The sequence below is a fragment of the Kitasatospora sp. NPDC042419 genome (assembly GCF_056437345.1).
In genome coordinates, this window is record NZ_JBWKAW010000038.1 from 31724 (window position 1) to 48997 (window position 17274).

Sequence of the window (17274 nt, forward strand, 5' to 3'; positions counted from 1 at the left end):
GCGCCCCGTCGTACCGCGCCCGGCCGTACCGCGTCGGCTCAGGCCGCGTCCGGCTCAGGCCTCGTCGTCCAGCCGGAAGCCGATCTTCAGGCCGACCTGGTAGTGCTCGATCCGCCCCTCCGCGAGGTGGCCCCGGACCTGCGTCACCTCGAACCAGTCGAGGTTGCGCAGCGTCCGGGAGGCCCGCTCGACGCCGTTGCGGATCGCGGCGTCGATGCTCTCGGTCGACGACCCGACGATCTCGGTCACCCGGTAGACGTGCTCGCTCATGACGGACTCCCTCAGCTGTGCGACGGCCCCCGGTCCACCGTGCACCGGGGGCCGTCCGTCCGCACTCCGGCGACCGCCGTCCAGGTCCGCCCGCCGGGAGGGGGCGGGGGGACCGGCGGGGGGGGGACCGGCGGGGAAACCGGCGGGCGGCCGTTCCGGGCGCCCGCGGTCGGAGGCTCAGAAAGCGGCCCGGACCTCGCCCACCGGGACCCCGCCGCCGAACAGCGGGGAGGCGGCTATCCGCTCGACCGTGCCGTCCTCGGCGGACACCCCGAGCCGGCGCAGCGCGGCCGCCAGCACCGGTCCGCGGGCCCGCTCGGCACCGTCGTCGATCTTGAAGGCGAGCGCCCGGCCGTCCGGCAGCGCCACCACCTGGACCGCCTCCGCCCCCATCTTGGAGAGCGCGCCCGGCACCGCCCGCATCAGCCAGGTGTCGGCCCGGCGGGTGCCGGCGACGTACTCGGGGTGTGCGCGCATCGCGTCGGCCACCCGGCGCTCCGGCGTGCCCGAACCGGCCAGCAGCAGCGCCCGGTAGCCGCGGGCCAGCGCGGTCAGGCTGACGGCCAGCAGCGGCGCGCCGCAGCCGTCCACCCCGGCGTGCCCGGCGGGCTCGCCGGTGGCCTGCTCCATGGCCTCGCGGGCCAGCAGCTGGACCGGGTGGGCCGGGTCGAGGTAGCTGTCGACGGGCCAACCGTTGGCCACGCAGGCGGCCAGCCAGCCGGCGTGCTTGCCGGAGCAGTCCATCAGGATCGGCGCGCGCTCCCCGCCGGCGCGCAGGTGCAGCTCGGCCTCGGTCTCGTCGAGCGGGAGGTCCGCCGGGGTCCGCAGGGAGGACTCGTCCAGCCCGGCCCCGGCCAGGATCCGTCGTACCCCATCGAGGTGAAACGATTCTGCCGAGTGGCTGGAGGCCGCCAGTGCCAGCAGCTCGCCCTCGATCGCCAACCCGGCCCGCAGGGTGGCCACCGCCTGGAACGGCTTGGCGCAGGACCGCGGGAACACCGGCGCCTCCGGCGCCCCCAGTGCGAACTCGACCGAACCGTCGGCGGCCAGCAGCACCAGCGAGCCGTGGTGGCGGCCCTCGGTGAATCCCGAGCGGACGACCTCGGCGAGCACGGACAGGGCGGTGGGCTTGGACATGGCGGGAGCCTTCCGGAGGTGAGGGTGGGCCGGGGGCGAGCCGGGCCCGACCCAGCCCCCGGCGCCTCACCCGGTCAGAGCGGGCCGCCTGCGAGCAGGTCGTCGACCCGTGCTTCCCCATCACGGTACCTGCGGGTGATCTCCGCGTTGCAGCCGTCCGCCGTCCGCAGCAGCAGCTGCCGGCGCCCGGACACCTCGCGCTCGTGCGAGCGCAGCCGGTCCAGTGCCGCCAGCAGTTCCTCGGCCGGGTGCGCGGCCAGATCGGCCAGCTGGACGTCGCCCATCAGCTCGTCCGCCTCCAGCTGGGACTGGTGGCCGCGCGGCGGGCCCAGGGTGACGTGCCGGGCCGACCGGCGGACGGTGGACGGCGCGTCGGTGAGGATCGCCGGCAGCCGCTCCAGCAGGGCGCCGGCCGGCTCCCCGGCCTCCGCCGGGCGGGGGGCCGCGCCGCCCGGCCTGCGGTCCAGCTCCGCCAGCAGGATGTCCATCCGCCCGTGCAGCAGCCGCCGCAGGTAGGAGAGGTCGGCCTCCTGCTCCAGGGTCTCCCGGCGCAGGATCCGCAGCTGATCCAGGCCCAGCCGTTCCAGGTCCCGCTCCGGCCCCGCCCCCTCGGGCGCACGCCCGGAACGGTCCTGCGCCGTGCTGCTAGCGTCCATCAACCAACCACCTGCCGTCGTCCCGATCCCGCCCGCTCGCGGCACCCCGTCGCCTGCCGCCGGTCCGGCCCGTTCCCGTCGCGTGCGCCCGTGGCGCCCACCCGTCCGGGGCACGCCCGGGCCACCCGCGAAGGTTCCCGCCCCCGGCCACCGCCACCCACCGGGGCGACGCGACCGGAACACCTGACCCACCGGCTCGACCGTGTGGCCGAACCCGGCCCGGTGCGGCGGACCTTGGCGCCCCGGACCCCTTGTACGGTCCCCCAGCGTGCCACCCCGCCCGGCGCCGCCGCACCGCCCGTGCACCCGAACGGCCCCCTGGCGAAGAGGGGTGGCTGATATGACCGAAGCTTTCCGCAGGGAGAGCGGCGCCAACCGGCGCGCAGGCGCACGCTACCCAGCGCGCGCCAGACAGCTGAGCGCCCCTGGGGGGCTCGCGGACGCCCCCGCCGCCTCCGGCACAATGGCCGCATGCGAGCAGTGGTACAGCGAGTGGCCGAGGCCCGGGTGACGGTGGCCGGGGAGACCGTCGGCGCGATCGAGGGGCCGGGGCTCTGCGTCCTGGTCGGCGTCACCCACGACGACACCCCCGCCCAGGCGGCCCAGCTGGCCCGCAAGCTCTGGACCCTGCGGCTGCTGCCCCCGGACGAGGACGGCGTGGAGCGGTCCTGCTCCGACATCGGCGCGCCGCTGCTCGTGATCAGCCAGTTCACGCTCTACGGCGACGCCCGCAAGGGCCGCCGCCCCACCTGGAACGCCGCCGCCCCCGGCCCGGTCGCCGAGCCGCTGGTGGACGAGGTCGTCGCCCGGCTGCGGGCGCTCGGCGCCAAGGTCGAGACCGGCCGGTTCGGTGCGGACATGCAGGTCGCGCTGGTCAACGACGGGCCGTTCACGGTGCTGGTCGAGGTCTGACCGCCGCGGTCGGCGGGGCCCCGGCGGTCGGCGGCTGCTAGGCCGGCGGGACTACCGCGGCCGGCGGGGCTACTGCGGTCGGCGGGGCTACTGCGGGACGATCACGTCCTGCGTCCCCGGCACCGTGCCGGCGAGCAGCACCGCGTCCAGCGGCACGTTCCGCTTCACGATCGCCAGCGCGACCGGTCCCAGCTCGTGGTGGCGCGCCGAGGAGGTGACGAAGCCGAGCGCCCGCCCCTCCGGGTCCGAGGCGAGCCGCACCTCCGTCCCGTGCGGGGGCAGCACCTCCTCGGTGCCGTCCAGGTGCAGGAAGACCAGCCGGCGCGGCGGGCGGCCGAGGTTGTGCACCCGGGCCACCGTCTCCTGCCCGCGGTAGCAGCCCTTCTGCAGGTGGACGGCGCTGGTCAGCCAGTCCACCTCGTGCGGGATGGTCCGGTGGTCGGTCTCGAAGCCGAGCCGCGGCCGGTGGCCCTCGATCCGCAGCGCCTCGTACGCCCAGATCCCGGACGCCGGACCGTACCCCCCGGTCAGCGCCGCCAGCTCGGCACGCGGCAGGAAGAGGTCCCGCCCGTACGGCAGCTCGCGGACGGCCGCCGCGCCCTCGGCGGAGGCGGTGGAGCCGGCCGGCAGGTGGACCACCGCGTAGTCGGCGGTCGCGTCGGCCACCTCGACCCGGTAGAAGAACTTCATGCTCTCCAGGTAGCCGATCAGCGCCTGCTGGGTGCCGGGCTCGACGTGCGCCCAGGTGGTGGTGCCGTCGTCGACCAGGTAGAGGGCGTGCTCAACGTGCCCGTTCGGGGAGAGCACCAGCGCCTCGGTGGCCTGCTGCGGCGGCAGCGCGCTCACGTGCTGGGTGAGCAGCAGGTGCAGCCAGGCGAGCCGGTCGTCGCCGGTGACGGTGACCACGCCGCGGTGCGAGAGGTCCACGAAGCCGGTGCCCTGCGCGAGGCTGCGCTGCTCGCGGAAGAGGTCGCCGTAGTGGGCGGCCACCCCCTCGTCGGTTCCCTCGGCGGGGACGGCACCGGGCAGCGCAAGCAGCGGGCTCTTCATACCGGAAAGCTTACGACTGCGCCGCGGAGCGCTTGGCGGTGCAGTCGGCGCAGCGGCCGAAGATGGCGAAGTGCTCCAGGTCGGTGTCGAAGCCGTGCTGTGCGCGCAGGCCGTCGATCAGCGGCCCGGCGATCTCGGTGCCGGTCTCGGTGACCCGCTCGCAGTCCCGGCAGACCAGGTGCAGGTGGTGGTGGCGGCCGGCCAGGTGGTAGGTCGGGGCGCCGTGGCCGAGGTGCGCGTGCGAGACCAGCCCCAGCTCCTCCAGCAGCTCCAGGGTCCGGTAGACGGTGGAGATGTTGACGCCGCTGGCGGTCCGCCGGACGTGGCCGAGGATCTCGTCGGGGGTGGCGTGGTCGAGGGCGTCGACCGCCTCCAGCACGAGCTGGCGCTGGGGTGTGAGCCGGTAGCCGCGTTCACGCAGGCCGGCCTTCCAGTCGCCGGAGAGTTGCCAGTCGGTGGTGCCGGTGTCCGCCACGGGTCCTGTCCCTGCCAATGTCGGGGGTCCTGAGGCAAGTGTAGGGACCGGCCGCGGGGCCGGTCCCTACCTCAGGCGTGGTGTGCTCGGCGCGGAGGGGCCGGGCTCAGCGGAAGAACGCGATGCCGTCGTCCGGCAGGTCGTTGATGTCCTTGATCAGCTGGGCCGGGCTGAGCACCTTCTTCAGCTGCGCCGACATGTACGGCCGCAGCGGCACGTTCGGGGCGGCCTTCTCGCCGACCCAGAGCAGCTCGTCGTTGACGAAGCCGTAGAGGCGCTTGCCGCCGGAGTACTCCGGCGAGCCCTCGATCCGGGCCACCGCGTCGGTGGAGACGTCGATCTGCGGCTTGCCGTCGGCCAGCTCGCCGTACCAGATCTCCACCGTGCCGTCGTCGCGGACCGAGGAGATCTCGACGCCGCGCACACCGCTGGTGCCCTGGTGGTTGCTGGTGATGCGCCAGAACGCGTGCTCGTTCTCCAGCGGACGGACCTTCTCGCCCTCGTTGTCCAGCACCCAGGTACGGGAACGGAACTCCAGGAAGGGCCGGCCGTCGTGGCGGATGACGATCTCCTGGCCGAAGTTGCACTTCTCCGCGCCGGAGCCCTCCTCGTTCGGCAGCGGGGCGTAGACGCCCGCGCCCTCCCAGGTGCCGAGGAGGAAGGCGAGCGGGACGACGTCCCGGTGGAGGTCAGAAGGGATCTCGATCATTTTCCTGGTCACTGTCGTCGGTGCGGGACTGCTTCAACCGTACGGCAGTCGCTCAGCGCTGGCCCTGGTACAGCTTCATCACCGCGAAGATGGCGAACCAGGTGATCAGCACGGCCATGAGGGCCAGCAGACCGTCGAAGAAGATTTCCAGACCGGACACGGGGGGCTCCCAGGGCGGCGACAGTGTGGTGGATTTTGCTCGCGCTCACTCTATCCGCCGGGTGCCGACGGTTCTCGGTGAGCCCCACCACGTCGTCGATCTAGGGTGTCGGCATGTCGTCTCAGTCGCAGCAGTCGCAGCAGTCGCAGTCGAAGAAGCTCGTCATCAAGGTCACCGCCGGCGCGGACGCGCCGGAGCGGTGCTCGCAGGCCTTCACGGTGGCGGCGGTCGCCGTCGCCAGCGGGATCGAGGTCTCGCTCTGGCTGACCGGGGAGTCGTCCTGGTTCGCGCTGCCCGGGCGGGCGGCCGAGTTCGAGCTGCCGCACGCGGCGCCGCTGCCGGACCTGCTGGAGTCGGTCCTGGCGGCCGGCACGGTCACCCTCTGCACCCAGTGCGCGGTGCGGCGCGGGATCGAGCAGAAGGACACCGTCGAGGGTGTCCGGATCGCGGGCGCACAGGTCTTCGTCAGCGAGATCATGGCCGACGGCGTGCAGGCGCTCGTCTACTGACGACCGGCTACGGACGCGGTCCGCGGTCGGGGCGGTCGCTGTCGGGACGGCCCCGGTCGGGGCGGTCGCTGTCGGGACGGTCCCGGTCGTGGCCGGGGTCGTCCCACTTCGGGTCCTCCCACCGCGGGTCGTTCCACCAGTCGTCCTCGGGGTCCCGTTTGTTGGCGAAGACCGCGGCGGCGGGCGGGATCACCATCGCGACCACGCACATGCCGATCGCGGCCGGGACGGACCAGAACCGCACGACGCCCCAGGCCAGCACGAACAGCCCGAGGCAGACGCCCATCATGGCGAAGTAGTAGCGGTGTCGCCGGCGTGCCTGCACACCTCCACGGTATGCCCGAGGGCCCCTGCTCGGCAGGGGCCCTCGGTACTCCGTCCACCGGGGTGGAGGTGGATCAGACCGCGATCGCGACCTCGGTCAGGTTGCCCTGGGAGGCGACCACCTGGCGGTCCACGGTCTGGCCCGGGATGAGCGCCCGCAGGGTCCACTTGCCCGGGCGGGCGAAGAACCGGAACTGGCCGGTCGCCGAGGTGGGCACCTCCGCCGTGAACTCGCCGCCCTCGTCGAGCAGTCGGACGTAGCCGTTGACCGGCTCGCCGTCGCGGGTCACGGAACCCTGGATGATCGTCTCGTTCGCCACGTCAACTCCTGCCAGGTCCGGCCCACCGGCCTTCGCACCGCACATGTCTTGTCTTCCCTTCAGCCTTACGGGTGGAGCGGGCGGCTCAGTTGCCGAGCTCGATCGGCACGCCGACCAGGCTGCCGTACTCGGTCCAGGAACCGTCGTAGTTCTTGACGTTCTCCTGGCCGAGCAGCTCGTGCAGCACGAACCAGGTGAGCGCGGAGCGCTCGCCGATGCGGCAGTACGCGATGGTGTCCTTCGCCAGGTCGATGCCCTCGGCCTCGTACAGGGCCTTCAGCTCGTCGTCGCTCTTGAAGGTGCCGTCGTCGTTGGCGTTCTTGGCCCACGGGATGTTGCGGGCGCTCGGCACGTGGCCGGGGCGCTGCGACTGCTCCTGCGGGAGGTGGGCCGGGGCGAGCAGCTTGCCGGAGAACTCGTCGGGCGAGCGCACGTCGACCAGGTTGAGGTTGCCGATGGCGGCGATCACGTCGTCGCGGAAGGCGCGGATCGAGGCGTCGGCGGCCTGCGCCTTGTACTCGGTCGCGGCGCGGGTCGGCACCTCGGAGACGAGGTCGCGGGAGTCCAGCTCCCACTTCTTGCGGCCGCCGTCGAGCAGGCGGACGTCACCGTGGCCGTACAGCTTGAAGTACCAGTAGGCGTACGACGCGAACCAGTTGTTGTTGCCGCCGTAGAGCACGACCGTGTCGTCGTTGGCGATGCCCTTGGCGCTGAGCAGCGCCTCGAAGCCGGCCTGGTCGATGAAGTCGCGGCGGACCGGGTCCTGGAGGTCCGACTTCCAGTCGATCCGGACCGCGTTGCGGATGTGGTTCTTGTCGTAGGCGGAGGTGTCCTCGTCGACCTCGACGATGACGACCTTCGGGTCGTCCAGGTGGGCCTGGACCCAGTCGGCGTCGACCAGGACGTCGCTACGGCTCATGGTGATGTTCTCCATCCGAGGGCGGTTTGCGGAAGGTATTGCTGCTCTGGGGTCCCCGGCCGGAGGCCGGGGAGGGGTGCTGCCGGGTTGCCCGACGACGCCCGGTCCGAAATTCCGTCCGAATGATGGGACGGGGGCGGATCCGCGGTACGGCCGGGCGGTGATCTGCGGTGCAGGGCGGCGACGTTCGGCCCGGGGGGCCGGTCCAGGTCACCGGGGGAATCGGCGGCGGGCGACAAACGCCCTGCCAAATCGCCGAGTTAACGCATTCGACACAGACAGGCGGCCACGCGGCACAGGTCTACCGCCCGCCGCTTCGTGAGGTCCGTCTGTCGCTTCATGCCGACGATGCTAGGGACACCCGGCACCTGCTGTCATCAGCGTATCGAATACTGAGATCAAATGGATCGCATGCTGGGATTTGACCGATTCGTGGGCGTCGGGAACCGGCCGGACGCCCCGCGGGACCCGGTCAGGGGGTGGAAACGACACCGCTCCGCCGTCCGCGCTGGACAGCGCGTCTCGCGGAGCGGAACGGAGGCGAACGGACACGAACCGGCGGGAACCGCGTGGGCGCGGAGCCGCCGGGCGGTGGCGGTCAGCCGATGAGCTTGACGCCCTTGCCCTCGAAGGACAGCTGGAGGCCGTCCTCCTTCGGGGTGACCTCCGACAGGTTCAGCCCCGCCGGCAGCGAGGAGAGGGTGAAGCTCACCGGATCCAGCGGCTGGCTGGTCAGCCCGGCCAGCATCGCGGCCACCCCGGTCAGCCGGAAGCCCTCCGCCGTCACCGTGTTGCCCTTGCTGTGCACCGTGCCCTCGCCGACCGGGACCGGCCCGAACGCGGCCTTGATCTTGCCCGGGCCGCCGTACGAGAGGCTCAGCCGGGTGTTGCCGCCCAGCGCCAGCCCGCTCGCGTTCGGCACCAGCTGGGAGGCCGGCGGCAGCAGCTGGGAGAGGTCGGCGTAGGAGATCAGCCCGGTACCGGTCCCGCTGTCCACGGTGGCGCTGCTCATGCTGTCGCTCACCTCGACGCCCGACAGCTTCGCCCGGAACGAGTGCAGCGCCACCTGGCGGCTGCCGTCGCCGACGGTCAGCCCGTCCGCGGAGATCCGCACGTCGTCCAGCTTCATCGACAGGACCTGGGTGAGGAAGGGGAAGCCGTCGATCGACACGTCCGGCCGCTGGCTCATCCGGCCGCTCTTCAACAGCTGGTCGGCGGCCTCGTCCTCGGCCACCCCGACCGCGATCCGGTCGGCGCCCACCAGTACTCCCGAGAGCACCACCAGGCCGATCGTCGCCTTCAGCCAGCCGCGCATCGCTCTCCCCCGTCGTCGCCGGTCGCCGTGTTCCGAACCGCATCCGCACACCGTGTCCGGATCCGGACCGGGCCGCTCCCGAGCGGCCGCTCCCGCACGACCGTACGACGTCCCGCCCCGGAGCATGGTTCCGGGGCGGGCGTCGTACGGCACGCCGCAGGTCCGGCCGCCCGCCCCCGGGAGGGCGGACGCCCGGACCGGCCGGATCAGCCGGCCAGCAGTTCGGTGGCGATCCACACCAGGGGCGCGGCCACCGCGAGCGGCAGCGCCACGCCCGCCGTCATGTGCACGAACCGGGACGGGAAGTCGTACCCGGCCACCCGGCGCCCGACCAGCGCGCCGATCCCGGCCGCCGCACCCAGCGCGGGCGGCGCGCCCACGGCCAGGCCGAGGCCCACCGCCGCCAGCAGGCCCAGCACCGGGCCCAGCGGCTTCGGGCCGGGCAGCGGAGCCGCCGCCAGCAAGGTCGCCAGCGCGACCGCGCCGACCGCCGCCGGCACCCAGTCCGCCAGCAGCAGCGCGGTGCAGAGCACCGTCACCACGGTGGCCGAGCCGAGCACGGTGAGCGCGTAGAAACGCTCCTTCGGGTCGGCCGGCCGGAACGTCTGCAGCACCAGGACCAGCAGGAAGAACCCGCCGAGGGTGCCGACCACCGCCGCCGTGCCGCCGTCGTCGTCGGCCAGCAGCACCGCCACGTCGGCCACCAGGCCGGCGAGCGCCGCCAGCGCGATGCCCTGGCGGGCCGGCCACATGCCGTTGAGCCGGAACCAGCCGGCCGCCGTCAGCGCCTGGAGCAGCGCGACCACCAGGGCCAGCGGCAACCGGCCGAGGGCCGCGCCACCGGCCAGCAGGGCGGCCGCACCCGCGGTGATCAGAGCGGGCTGAAGGCCCGGATCGATGATCGGCGAGCCGGTCCGGGCGGCGCCGGACGGGACGGCCGGCGCCGCGGGGGCCGGGGGCGGCTGCGCGGGCAGCCCGGGGGCGGGCGCGACCGGCGCGGTGTACGCGGCGGGCGGGGCCTGCCCGGCGGGCGGGGCCTGCCCGGCGGGCGGGGCCTGCCGCGTGGACCGGGCGGCGCGCGCGGCACGGGCAGCCCGGGCGGCGGCCGGATCGGTCGGAACGGTCGGGGCGGGAACCGGCGGACGCTTCAGCGTCATGGTCGGCGGGTCGAAGACCTGGGCCGGGTCCTGCACGTGGGCCTGGGCCTGGGCCGGGTCCTGCGCGTAGGCCTGGGCCTGGGCCTGCGGCATCGCTCCCGACACCCTCACCGGCGGCAGCAGCGCGGTCGCCGCCGCGTCGTCGACCGGCGGGACCGGCGGGACCGGCGGGAGCAGCGCGGTCGCGGCGTCGTCCACGCCCCCGCCTCCGCCCGGACCGGCGCCGTACGGCTGCTGCCCGTACGGCTGACCAACCTGGACGTGGCCACCGTACGGCTGACCGCTCGGGACCTGGCCGCTCGGGACCTGGCCGCTCGGGGCCTGGCTGCCCGGGACCTGGCCCGCCTGGGGCTGCTGCCCGTAGGTCTGCGGCGCAGGCGGCTGCTGACCGTAGTGCTGCGCGGACTGCTGCTGCCCGGGGCGGCCGCTATACGGCGTATGCCCCGCCTCGGGGGCGTACGGCTGCGCCGCAAGCCCCTGCTGCGCATAAGGATCCGGCGCGTACGCCTGCTGCGGGGCGTACGGATAGGGCGGCTGCTGCTGAGCCTGGTGCGGCTGCGGCTGCGGGGGCAGCCGCTGCGCCTGCCCGTGCGGGTACTGCGGCCGGGGCTGCTCGTACGGGTACTGCGGCTGCGGCCGGCCGTCCGGGGTGGGGTCGTTCCTCTCCGTCACGCCGCTCACCCGCCCGCGAACGGGGGGAGCACCTCGACCGTGCCGCCCTCGGTGAGGGCCACGGTCGCGTGGTCACGGCCGCCCACCGGCGAGCCGTCCACCAGGTAGGAGCAGTGCCCGAGCAGCCCGACGAGCTTCGGCCGGTCCGCGTGCCGCTCCCGGACCGCCTCCAGCGCCTCGGCCAGGGTCGCCGCCCGGTACGGCTCCTCGGCCAGCCCGGCCTCCGACTTCGCCGCCGCCCAGTAGCGGATCGTCCCGCCCACCCGAGTGGCGCCGGCCGGGTCGTGCCCGGTGGTCGCGCCCATGGCAACCCCTTCTTCGTCGTCCTCGCCCGGGCCCGGTAACCCGGCCGGGTCCACCACCGGAGCCGCCGAGCGCCCCACCCGAACGGTGTACGCGCACGGTGCCGCCGATGTGCGTCCCATGATGGCCTGTTCGCCCGCGCGACCGGCAATCGCCCTGGCCCGATGCCCGTCCGCGGCCCCGCGAAGCTGTGGCCAGGCTCACCCGGGGCGCGCCCGAAAAGGCCGAACCGCCGGATTCGAGCCCTCCCCGGGGCGGGGACGGGTCGGCTATCCTCGACCCCTGAGGGATCCGGGCAGAGTCGCCCCCGGATCCTTTTGTGCTTTCAGGACGCCAGTACGGACGTTCGTGCGAATCGTCGGCCCACCCCCGGCGTGCCGCAGGAACCGCCCCGCCACAAACGGCACAACGACGTGCCGGGGCCAGGCCGGGGTGTCGGAACCCCGGCTCCGGGCCGCCGCCCGGAACGGGACAGGACCGGAAGGTTCGCAGATGAGCAGGGCAGAAACGGTGCATCGCGGGTTGCGGGACCCTCGACGCGCGCCCCGTTCCGCCGTGCGCGCCGGCGAGTCCCCCGGTTCCCCAGCGGCGTCCGCATCCTCCCCCTCCCCAGCACGTGCGCCATCCGGCTGTGGCGGCAGCCGTAACGCGACCGCGACGACCCGGAAAGGGGACTACCGGGTATGAGTTCTCTGCTCCTCCTCACCAACGCGCTGCAGCCCTCCGCGGAGGTACTGCCCGCCCTCGGCCTGCTGCTGCACAACGTCCGGGTGGCCCCCGCCGAGGGGTCCGCCCTGGTCGACACCCCCAGTGCCGACGTGATCCTGGTCGACGGCCGGCGCGACCTGCCGCAGATCCGCAGCCTCTGCCAGCTGCTCCGCTCCACCGGCATCGGCTGCCCGCTGATCCTGGTGGTCACCGAGGGCGGCCTGGCCGCGGTCACCGCCGAGTGGGGCATCGACGACGTCCTGCTCGACACCGCCGGCCCCGCCGAGGTCGAGGCCCGGCTGCGGCTGGCCATGGGCCGGCTCCAGGTCGTCACCGACGACAGCCCGATGGAGATCCGCAACGGCGACCTCTCGGTCGACGAGGCCACCTACTCCGCCAAGCTCAAGGGCCGGGTGCTCGACCTCACCTTCAAGGAGTTCGAGCTGCTCAAGTACCTCGCCCAGCACCCCGGCCGGGTCTTCACCCGGGCCCAGCTGCTGCAGGAGGTCTGGGGCTACGACTACTTCGGCGGCACCCGGACGGTCGACGTGCACGTCCGGCGCCTGCGCGCCAAGCTCGGCGTCGAGCACGAAGGGCTGATCGGCACCGTGCGCAACGTCGGCTACCGCTTCGTCGTCCCCGAGAAGCCGGACAAGGGGGAGCGCCCGGAGACCGCCTCGCTGCGCTCCACGGCACCGCTGGAGGCCTGACAGGCCGGCCGGGCGGGAACACCCGCCCGGCCTGTCCGCATTCGCCCCGTGCTGTCCGGCGGGCACCGCCCGGCGGCCGCGGTCCCCACTGCCCGGCCGCACGCCACACGCGTAGACTCCCCCCGTGGCCAAAGTGACGCGCGACGATGTAGCCCGACTGGCTGGTACCTCGACCGCGGTCGTCAGCTACGTCATCAACAACGGGCCGCGCCCGGTCGCGCCCGCCACCCGGGAGAAGGTGCTCGCGGCGATCGAGCAGCTCGGCTACCGGCCGAACAGCGTCGCCCAGGCGATGGCCTCCCGCCGCACCAACCTCATCGGCATGGTCGTCCCGGACGCCCGCCAGCCGTTCTTCGCCGAGATGGCGCACGCCGTCGAACGCGCCGCCTCCGAGCGCGGCAAGCTCGTGCTGATCGGCAACTCCGACTACGTCGACGACCGCGAGGTCCACTACGTCCGGGCCTTCCTCGGCATGCGGGTCTCCGGCCTCATCCTGGTCAGCCAGGGCCCCTCCCAGCGGGCCGCCGAGGAGTTCGCCGCGATGGAGGGCGCCAAGGTCGTGCTGCTGCACCGCCGGCCCGAGGCCATCGACGACGTCGCGGTGGTCACCGACGACGTCGGCGGCGCCGAGACCGTCGTCCGCCACCTGCTGGAGGTGCACGGGCACCCGTACGTGGCCTGCTTCGGCGGTCCGGTGGAGTCCCCCGCCCCCGGCGACCCGGTCATCGACCACGTCGAGGGCTGGCAGCGCGCCATGGACGCGCACGGCCTGCCCACCGAACCGCACCTGATCGACGCGCCGTTCCACCGGTACGGCGCCTACGACGTCGCGCTCGGCGTGCTGGGCTCCCCCGACCGCCCGCCGGCGATCTTCTGCTCCACCGACGACCAGGCGATCGGCGTGCTGCGGGCAGCCCGCGAGCTCGGCCTGCGGGTGCCGGAGGACCTCGCGGTGGCCGGCTTCGACGACGTGCCGGAGGCCGCGCTGGCCGACCCGCCGCTGACCACCGTCGCCTCCGACCGGGACGCGATGGCCCGGGCCGCGGTCGACCTGGTGCTCGACGACTCGCTGATGGTGCCCGGCTCGGACACCGAACGGGTCCGCAAGTTCCCGTCGCGCCTGGTCGTCCGGCGTTCCTGCGGCTGCACGCCGCCCGACCCCGCGGCCTAGCCTGACCAGGCTTTATGAGAAGTCAACGGGCTTCTCGGAGCGTTCTGAGCGCACTCTCATCGGATTCTCATCCGGCGGGCGGACGTTGGTCCGCATGAGCGATCACGAGCAGTACCGCGGCGGCACGCAGGACGACGGCCCGTACGGGAGCGGGAGCGGGAGCGAGTACGGCCGGGCCCCCCACGGCCACGGGGCGCCATACGGCCACGGGGACCCGCAGGTCATCCCGGGCACCGTGCTCGGCAGCACCACCCACCAGGACTTCGGGTACCCGGCCGCCGGCACCCCGTCGGTCGGCACCCCGCCCCCTCCGCCGCCCACCGCCCCGCCCGTACCCCCGGTCCCCCCGGTCCCTCCGGTCCCCGCCGGGCACGGCGGCGACGGCAGCGGCCCGGCCTCCCACGGCGGCAGGGCCCGACGCGGCCTGCTGCGCGGCCGGCTCGCCCTGGTCACCGCCGTCGCCGCGGTCGCCGCCGTGCTCGGCGGGGTCACCGGCGGCGTGGTCGCCGCCCAGGAGCACGGCTCCGGCAACCGCACCGGCACCGTCGCCAGCCCGGTCTCCGCCCGCTCCGACGGCAGCGCCGACGTCGCCGCCATCGCCGCGGCCGTCTCGCCCAGCGTCGTCCAGGTCGCCGTCCAGACCGCCAACGGCACCGCCACCGGCACCGGCGTCGTGCTCACCGCGGACGGGCAGATCCTCACCAACTACCACGTGGTCTCCGGCGCGGCCTCCGGCGGACAGATCACCGTCACCTTCCACGACGGCTCCACCACCCGCGCCACCCTCACCGGCACCGACAAGAGCCTGGACGCCGCCGTGATCACCGCGAGCGGCGCGAAGAAGCTCACCCCCGCCGTCCTCGGCGACTCCTCCGCCGTCTCCGTCGGCGACCCGGTCGTCGCCATCGGCAACCCGGCGGGCCTCACCGGCACCGTCACCTCCGGCATCATCAGCGCCCAGCACCGCGAGGTCACCGTCCAGCTCGACGAGGGCACCACCAGCGGCAACGGCGGCTTCGGCTTCCCCAACCTGCCCGGACTGCGCGGCACCACCCAGCCCACCGGCGGCGACACCACCACCTACCAGGCCTTCCAGACCGACGCCGCGCTCAACCCCGGCAACTCCGGCGGCCCGCTGATCAACGCGAACGGGCAGGTCATCGGCATCAACTCGGCCATGTACTCGCCCACCGGCGCCGGCGCCACGGCCGGCGGCGGCAGCGCCGGCAGCGTCGGCCTCGGCTTCGCCATCCCGATCGACGACATCAAGCAGGTGCTGCCGAAGCTGCAGTCCGGCCAGAACGTCTGACGACGTCCGACAATTGACCCGAGCAGGCCCTCCCACCACCGCCCACGAGGCCCACAGAAAGGGCAACCGCCCATGACCCCGTCCGTTGACGACCGCACCCCCGCAGAGCCCGGGCAGCAGCCCACCGCCCGGCTCCTCGTGGTCGACGACGAACCCGCCCTCCGGGACGCCCTGGAGAGCAGCCTCGCCTTCGAGGGCTACGAGGTCGCCACCGCAACCGACGGCTACGAGGCACTGGAGTACGTCGAACGCGACCGGCCGGACCTCGTCCTGCTCGACATCATGATGCCCCGGATGGACGGCCTCACCGCCGTCCGCCGGATGCGCTCGCGCGGCGACACCGTCCCGGTGCTGATGCTCACCGCCCGGGACGCCGTCGGCGACCGGGTCACCGGCCTCGACGTCGGCGCCGACGACTACCTCGCCAAGCCCTTCGAACTCGACGAACTGCTCGCCCGGGTCCGCGCCCTGCTCCGCCGCAACGCCCTCGCCACCGAGGCCGCCGCCCGGGCCGCCGCGGTCGAGGAGGAGGGCGACGTCCTCGCCTTCGCCGACCTGCGGATGAACACCGCGACCCGCGAGGTCACCCGGTCCGGCCGCCCCGTCGAACTGACCCGCACCGAGTTCATGCTGCTGGAGATGTTCCTCGCCCACCCCCGGCAGGTGCTCACCCGCGAGCAGATCCTCAAGGCGGTCTGGGGCTTCGACTTCGAACCCTCCTCCAACTCGCTGGACGTGTACGTGATGTACCTGCGGCGCAAGACCGAGCAGGGCGGCCTGCCCCGGATCATCCAGACCGTCCGCGGCGTCGGCTACGCACTCCGCCCGGCCGCCGGCACGCTCACGTGACCCCCCCGATCCCGCCGCCCCCGCTCGCACCGCCCCGCGTCCCGCACCGCGGCCGCCTCCGCCTCCTCGCCTGGTACCGCGCCCGCTCGCTGCGCAGCCGCCTCACCTTCCTGACCGCGGCGGCCGTCGCGGTGGCCATCGCCGCCTCGGCCCTGGCCTGCTGGTTCATCGTGGAGGAGAAGCTCTACGGCCAGGTGAGGCAGAACCTCTCACGAGCCATGGACCAGCCTGCGCTGGAGCCCGCCGACCCGGTGCTCCAGCGCAGCCGGCTCGGGTACTGCGCCCCGTCGGCCGCCGAAGCCCAGAGCAAGGCGGTGGCCGCAGCAAAGATCCGCGACAGGCTCATGCCCGGCCTGGTCGGCAACGTACCGCCCCGGGGCACCGGCCAGTTCACAACCGAGCTCTACGGCCAGAACGGCAGCATCTGTCTCACGCCGAGTTCGGTGCCGAAGGCCATCGAGACCAAGGCCACCGACCGCGTCGGCACCCTCTCCACGGAATTCGTCTACCGGGAGGGCCGCTACCTCGACGGCACACCGGCCATGGTCCGGATCAACCTGCTCGCTGACTCGGCCACCGGTGAACGCTACGCCTACCTCACCGCCACCCCCGTCGACGGGGTCGAGCGCGACCTCCGCCAACTCGCCTTCGTCCTCGGCGGGGTGGCCCTCGGCGGGGTCATCCTGGCCGGCCTCGCCGGCCGGCTCGTCGCCCGCTCCGCGCTCAAGCCCGTCGACCAGCTCTCCGACGCCGTCGAGCACATCGCCCGCACCGAGGAGGTCGGCAGCACCATTCCGGTGCACGGCGAGGACGAGATCGCCCGGCTCTCCACCTCGTTCAACTCGATGAGCACCGCGCTCGCCAACTCCCGTGAGCGGCAGACCCGTCTGATCGCCGACGCCGGGCACGAGCTGCGCACCCCGCTCACCTCGCTGCGCACCAACGTCGACCTGCTGATCCGCAGCGACGAGACCGGCCGCCCGCTGCCGCCCGCCACGAAGACCAAGCTGCTGGGCAACATGAAGGCCCAGATGCAGGAACTCACCGCCCTGATCGGCGACCTGCTCCAGCTGTCCCGCCCCGACTCCCCCAAGCCCGGCCGGAACCTCGCCGTGGTCGCCCTGCACGAGATCGCCGAACGGGCCGTCGCACGGGCAAGGTTGCGCGGCCCGGGGCTGGTCTTCGAGACGGCCACCGAGCCCTGGTTCGTGCACGCCGACGCCGCCGCCCTGGAGCGGGCCGTGATCAACCTGCTGGACAACGCGGTCAAGTACAGCCCGCCCGGCGGAACCGTCGAAGTCCGCCTCCACCAGGGCGTGTTGACCGTCCGCGACCACGGCCCCGGCATCCCGCCGGACGAACTGCCGTACGTCTTCGACCGGTTCTGGCGCTCCCCGTCCTCGCGCCAGCTCCCGGGTTCCGGGCTGGGCCTGTCGATCGTGGCGCAGAGCGTCCGGGAGGCCGGCGGCGAGGTGTCGCTCGGGCCGGCCCCGGACGACGGCCCGGGCACGCTGGCCACCGTCCGGTTGCCCGGCGGCCCGGGCGCCGACTGAGCCGGGAGCGCGGGTCCCGGAGGCGGCCCGGCAGGCAGGCCCGGCAGACAGGCCCGGCAGACAGGCCCGGAACGCAGGCCCGGAAC

20 protein-coding genes are annotated in these 17274 nt (G+C 73.9%); 7 read left to right on the top strand and 13 right to left on the bottom strand.

Going from position 1 to position 17274, the window contains the following annotated elements; genetic code table 11:
- Positions 1 to 54: 54 nt before the first annotated feature.
- The 3 genes from AC067J_RS39265 to AC067J_RS39275 all read right to left on the bottom strand — a co-directional run bounded on the left by AC067J_RS39265 (position 55) and on the right by AC067J_RS39275 (position 2063).
- The gene (locus AC067J_RS39265) at positions 55 to 270 is read right to left on the bottom strand and encodes a dodecin (RefSeq protein WP_478307591.1); all 216 of its coding nucleotides are present in this window, start codon (positions 268 to 270) and stop codon (positions 55 to 57) included.
- A 177-nt stretch (positions 271 to 447) separates the two neighbouring features.
- Positions 448 to 1407, bottom strand: coding sequence for an asparaginase (locus AC067J_RS39270; RefSeq protein WP_478307592.1), 960 nt, complete (start codon positions 1405 to 1407; stop codon positions 448 to 450).
- A gap of 74 nt (positions 1408 to 1481) precedes the next feature.
- Positions 1482 to 2063, bottom strand: a complete 582-nt coding sequence (locus AC067J_RS39275; RefSeq protein WP_478307593.1) for an RsiG family protein — start codon at positions 2061 to 2063, stop codon at positions 1482 to 1484.
- 471 nt (positions 2064 to 2534) lie between these two features.
- Here AC067J_RS39275 and dtd point away from each other — a divergent pair, with 471 nt between their 5' ends.
- Positions 2535 to 2975 carry a D-aminoacyl-tRNA deacylase gene (gene dtd, locus AC067J_RS39280; protein WP_478307594.1) on the top strand — a complete coding sequence of 147 codons (441 nt, stop codon included), beginning with the start codon at positions 2535 to 2537 and terminating at the stop codon, positions 2973 to 2975.
- A gap of 87 nt (positions 2976 to 3062) precedes the next feature.
- On the opposite strand, the gene ygfZ is transcribed toward dtd, so the two are convergent.
- From ygfZ to AC067J_RS39295, 3 genes are all read right to left on the bottom strand, one after another.
- The gene (gene ygfZ / locus AC067J_RS39285; RefSeq protein ID WP_478307595.1) at positions 3063 to 4025 is read right to left on the bottom strand and encodes a CAF17-like 4Fe-4S cluster assembly/insertion protein YgfZ; all 963 of its coding nucleotides are present in this window, start codon (positions 4023 to 4025) and stop codon (positions 3063 to 3065) included.
- 10 nt (positions 4026 to 4035) lie between these two features.
- Complete coding sequence (locus tag AC067J_RS39290) at positions 4036 to 4500, bottom strand: Fur family transcriptional regulator (RefSeq protein ID WP_478307596.1); 465 nt, start codon at positions 4498 to 4500, stop codon at positions 4036 to 4038.
- Positions 4501 to 4606: 106 nt separating this feature from the next.
- Positions 4607 to 5209 carry a heme-binding beta-barrel domain-containing protein gene (locus AC067J_RS39295; RefSeq protein ID WP_478307597.1) on the bottom strand — a complete coding sequence of 201 codons (603 nt, stop codon included), beginning with the start codon at positions 5207 to 5209 and terminating at the stop codon, positions 4607 to 4609.
- A gap of 273 nt (positions 5210 to 5482) precedes the next feature.
- Between AC067J_RS39295 and AC067J_RS39300 the strand changes: the two genes are divergently transcribed.
- Positions 5483 to 5878, top strand: a complete 396-nt coding sequence (locus tag AC067J_RS39300) for a DsrE family protein (protein WP_478307598.1) — start codon at positions 5483 to 5485, stop codon at positions 5876 to 5878.
- 7 nt (positions 5879 to 5885) lie between these two features.
- Here AC067J_RS39300 and AC067J_RS39305 read toward each other — a convergent pair whose 3' ends face one another.
- From AC067J_RS39305 to AC067J_RS39335, 7 genes are all read right to left on the bottom strand, one after another.
- Positions 5886 to 6203, bottom strand: coding sequence for a DUF3099 domain-containing protein (locus AC067J_RS39305; protein ID WP_478307599.1), 318 nt, complete (start codon positions 6201 to 6203; stop codon positions 5886 to 5888).
- 73 nt (positions 6204 to 6276) lie between these two features.
- Entirely contained in the window at positions 6277 to 6567 is a 291-nt protein-coding gene (locus tag AC067J_RS39310; protein ID WP_030397542.1) for a DUF1416 domain-containing protein, read from the bottom strand.
- A 40-nt stretch (positions 6568 to 6607) separates the two neighbouring features.
- The gene (locus tag AC067J_RS39315; protein WP_478307600.1) at positions 6608 to 7441 is read right to left on the bottom strand and encodes a sulfurtransferase; all 834 of its coding nucleotides are present in this window, start codon (positions 7439 to 7441) and stop codon (positions 6608 to 6610) included.
- A gap of 260 nt (positions 7442 to 7701) precedes the next feature.
- Complete coding sequence (locus AC067J_RS39320; protein ID WP_350517234.1) at positions 7702 to 7782, bottom strand: Ms5788A family Cys-rich leader peptide; 81 nt, start codon at positions 7780 to 7782, stop codon at positions 7702 to 7704.
- A gap of 257 nt (positions 7783 to 8039) precedes the next feature.
- Positions 8040 to 8756 carry an LmeA family phospholipid-binding protein gene (locus tag AC067J_RS39325; protein ID WP_478307601.1) on the bottom strand — a complete coding sequence of 239 codons (717 nt, stop codon included), beginning with the start codon at positions 8754 to 8756 and terminating at the stop codon, positions 8040 to 8042.
- A gap of 206 nt (positions 8757 to 8962) precedes the next feature.
- Positions 8963 to 10585 (bottom strand): hypothetical protein, encoded by a 1623-nt coding sequence (locus tag AC067J_RS39330; protein WP_478307602.1) that lies wholly within the window; start codon positions 10583 to 10585, stop codon positions 8963 to 8965.
- Between the two features lie 5 nt (positions 10586 to 10590).
- On the bottom strand, positions 10591 to 10890 hold the full coding sequence (locus AC067J_RS39335) for a MoaD/ThiS family protein (protein WP_478307603.1): 300 nt from the start codon (positions 10888 to 10890) through the stop codon (positions 10591 to 10593).
- Positions 10891 to 11571: 681 nt separating this feature from the next.
- On the opposite strand from AC067J_RS39335, the gene AC067J_RS39340 reads away from it, so the two are divergent.
- The 5 genes from AC067J_RS39340 to AC067J_RS39360 all read left to right on the top strand — a co-directional run bounded on the left by AC067J_RS39340 (position 11572) and on the right by AC067J_RS39360 (position 17188).
- Entirely contained in the window at positions 11572 to 12306 is a 735-nt protein-coding gene (locus AC067J_RS39340) for a response regulator transcription factor (RefSeq protein WP_478307604.1), read from the top strand.
- Positions 12307 to 12430: 124 nt separating this feature from the next.
- The gene (locus AC067J_RS39345; protein WP_478307605.1) at positions 12431 to 13477 is read left to right on the top strand and encodes a LacI family DNA-binding transcriptional regulator; all 1047 of its coding nucleotides are present in this window, start codon (positions 12431 to 12433) and stop codon (positions 13475 to 13477) included.
- 94 nt (positions 13478 to 13571) lie between these two features.
- A complete protein-coding gene (locus AC067J_RS39350; protein ID WP_478307606.1) occupies positions 13572 to 14786 on the top strand; it encodes a S1C family serine protease in 1215 nt (404 codons plus the stop codon).
- Positions 14787 to 14858: 72 nt separating this feature from the next.
- Positions 14859 to 15635: a response regulator transcription factor gene (locus tag AC067J_RS39355; protein ID WP_478307607.1), complete on the top strand. Its 777-nt coding sequence runs from the start codon at positions 14859 to 14861 to the stop codon at positions 15633 to 15635.
- Entirely contained in the window at positions 15632 to 17188 is a 1557-nt protein-coding gene (locus tag AC067J_RS39360) for a sensor histidine kinase (protein WP_478307608.1), read from the top strand. Before AC067J_RS39355 ends, AC067J_RS39360 begins: the two co-directional genes overlap by 4 nt.
- Positions 17189 to 17274: the final 86 nt, after the last annotated feature.

What these genes read in the sequence shown, in the direction of transcription:
- AC067J_RS39350 (WP_478307606.1), top strand. Translation starts at nt 13,572, where the DNA reads ATGAGCGATCACGAGCAGTACCGCGGCGGCACGCAGGACGACGGCCCG.
- AC067J_RS39300 (WP_478307598.1), top strand. Translation starts at nt 5,483, where the DNA reads ATGTCGTCTCAGTCGCAGCAGTCGCAGCAGTCGCAGTCGAAGAAGCTC.
- AC067J_RS39275 (WP_478307593.1), bottom strand. Translation starts at nt 2,063, where the DNA reads ATGGACGCTAGCAGCACGGCGCAGGACCGTTCCGGGCGTGCGCCCGAG.
- AC067J_RS39315 (WP_478307600.1), bottom strand. Translation starts at nt 7,441, where the DNA reads ATGAGCCGTAGCGACGTCCTGGTCGACGCCGACTGGGTCCAGGCCCAC.
- AC067J_RS39265 (WP_478307591.1), bottom strand. Translation starts at nt 270, where the DNA reads ATGAGCGAGCACGTCTACCGGGTGACCGAGATCGTCGGGTCGTCGACC.
- AC067J_RS39295 (WP_478307597.1), bottom strand. Translation starts at nt 5,209, where the DNA reads ATGATCGAGATCCCTTCTGACCTCCACCGGGACGTCGTCCCGCTCGCC.
- AC067J_RS39335 (WP_478307603.1), bottom strand. Translation starts at nt 10,890, where the DNA reads ATGGGCGCGACCACCGGGCACGACCCGGCCGGCGCCACTCGGGTGGGC.
- AC067J_RS39320 (WP_350517234.1), bottom strand. Translation starts at nt 7,782, where the DNA reads ATGAAGCGACAGACGGACCTCACGAAGCGGCGGGCGGTAGACCTGTGC.
- AC067J_RS39355 (WP_478307607.1), top strand. Translation starts at nt 14,859, where the DNA reads ATGACCCCGTCCGTTGACGACCGCACCCCCGCAGAGCCCGGGCAGCAG.
- AC067J_RS39310 (WP_030397542.1), bottom strand. Translation starts at nt 6,567, where the DNA reads ATGTGCGGTGCGAAGGCCGGTGGGCCGGACCTGGCAGGAGTTGACGTG.
- AC067J_RS39270 (WP_478307592.1), bottom strand. Translation starts at nt 1,407, where the DNA reads ATGTCCAAGCCCACCGCCCTGTCCGTGCTCGCCGAGGTCGTCCGCTCG.
- AC067J_RS39340 (WP_478307604.1), top strand. Translation starts at nt 11,572, where the DNA reads ATGAGTTCTCTGCTCCTCCTCACCAACGCGCTGCAGCCCTCCGCGGAG.
- dtd (WP_478307594.1), top strand. Translation starts at nt 2,535, where the DNA reads ATGCGAGCAGTGGTACAGCGAGTGGCCGAGGCCCGGGTGACGGTGGCC.
- AC067J_RS39325 (WP_478307601.1), bottom strand. Translation starts at nt 8,756, where the DNA reads ATGCGCGGCTGGCTGAAGGCGACGATCGGCCTGGTGGTGCTCTCGGGA.
- ygfZ (WP_478307595.1), bottom strand. Translation starts at nt 4,025, where the DNA reads ATGAAGAGCCCGCTGCTTGCGCTGCCCGGTGCCGTCCCCGCCGAGGGA.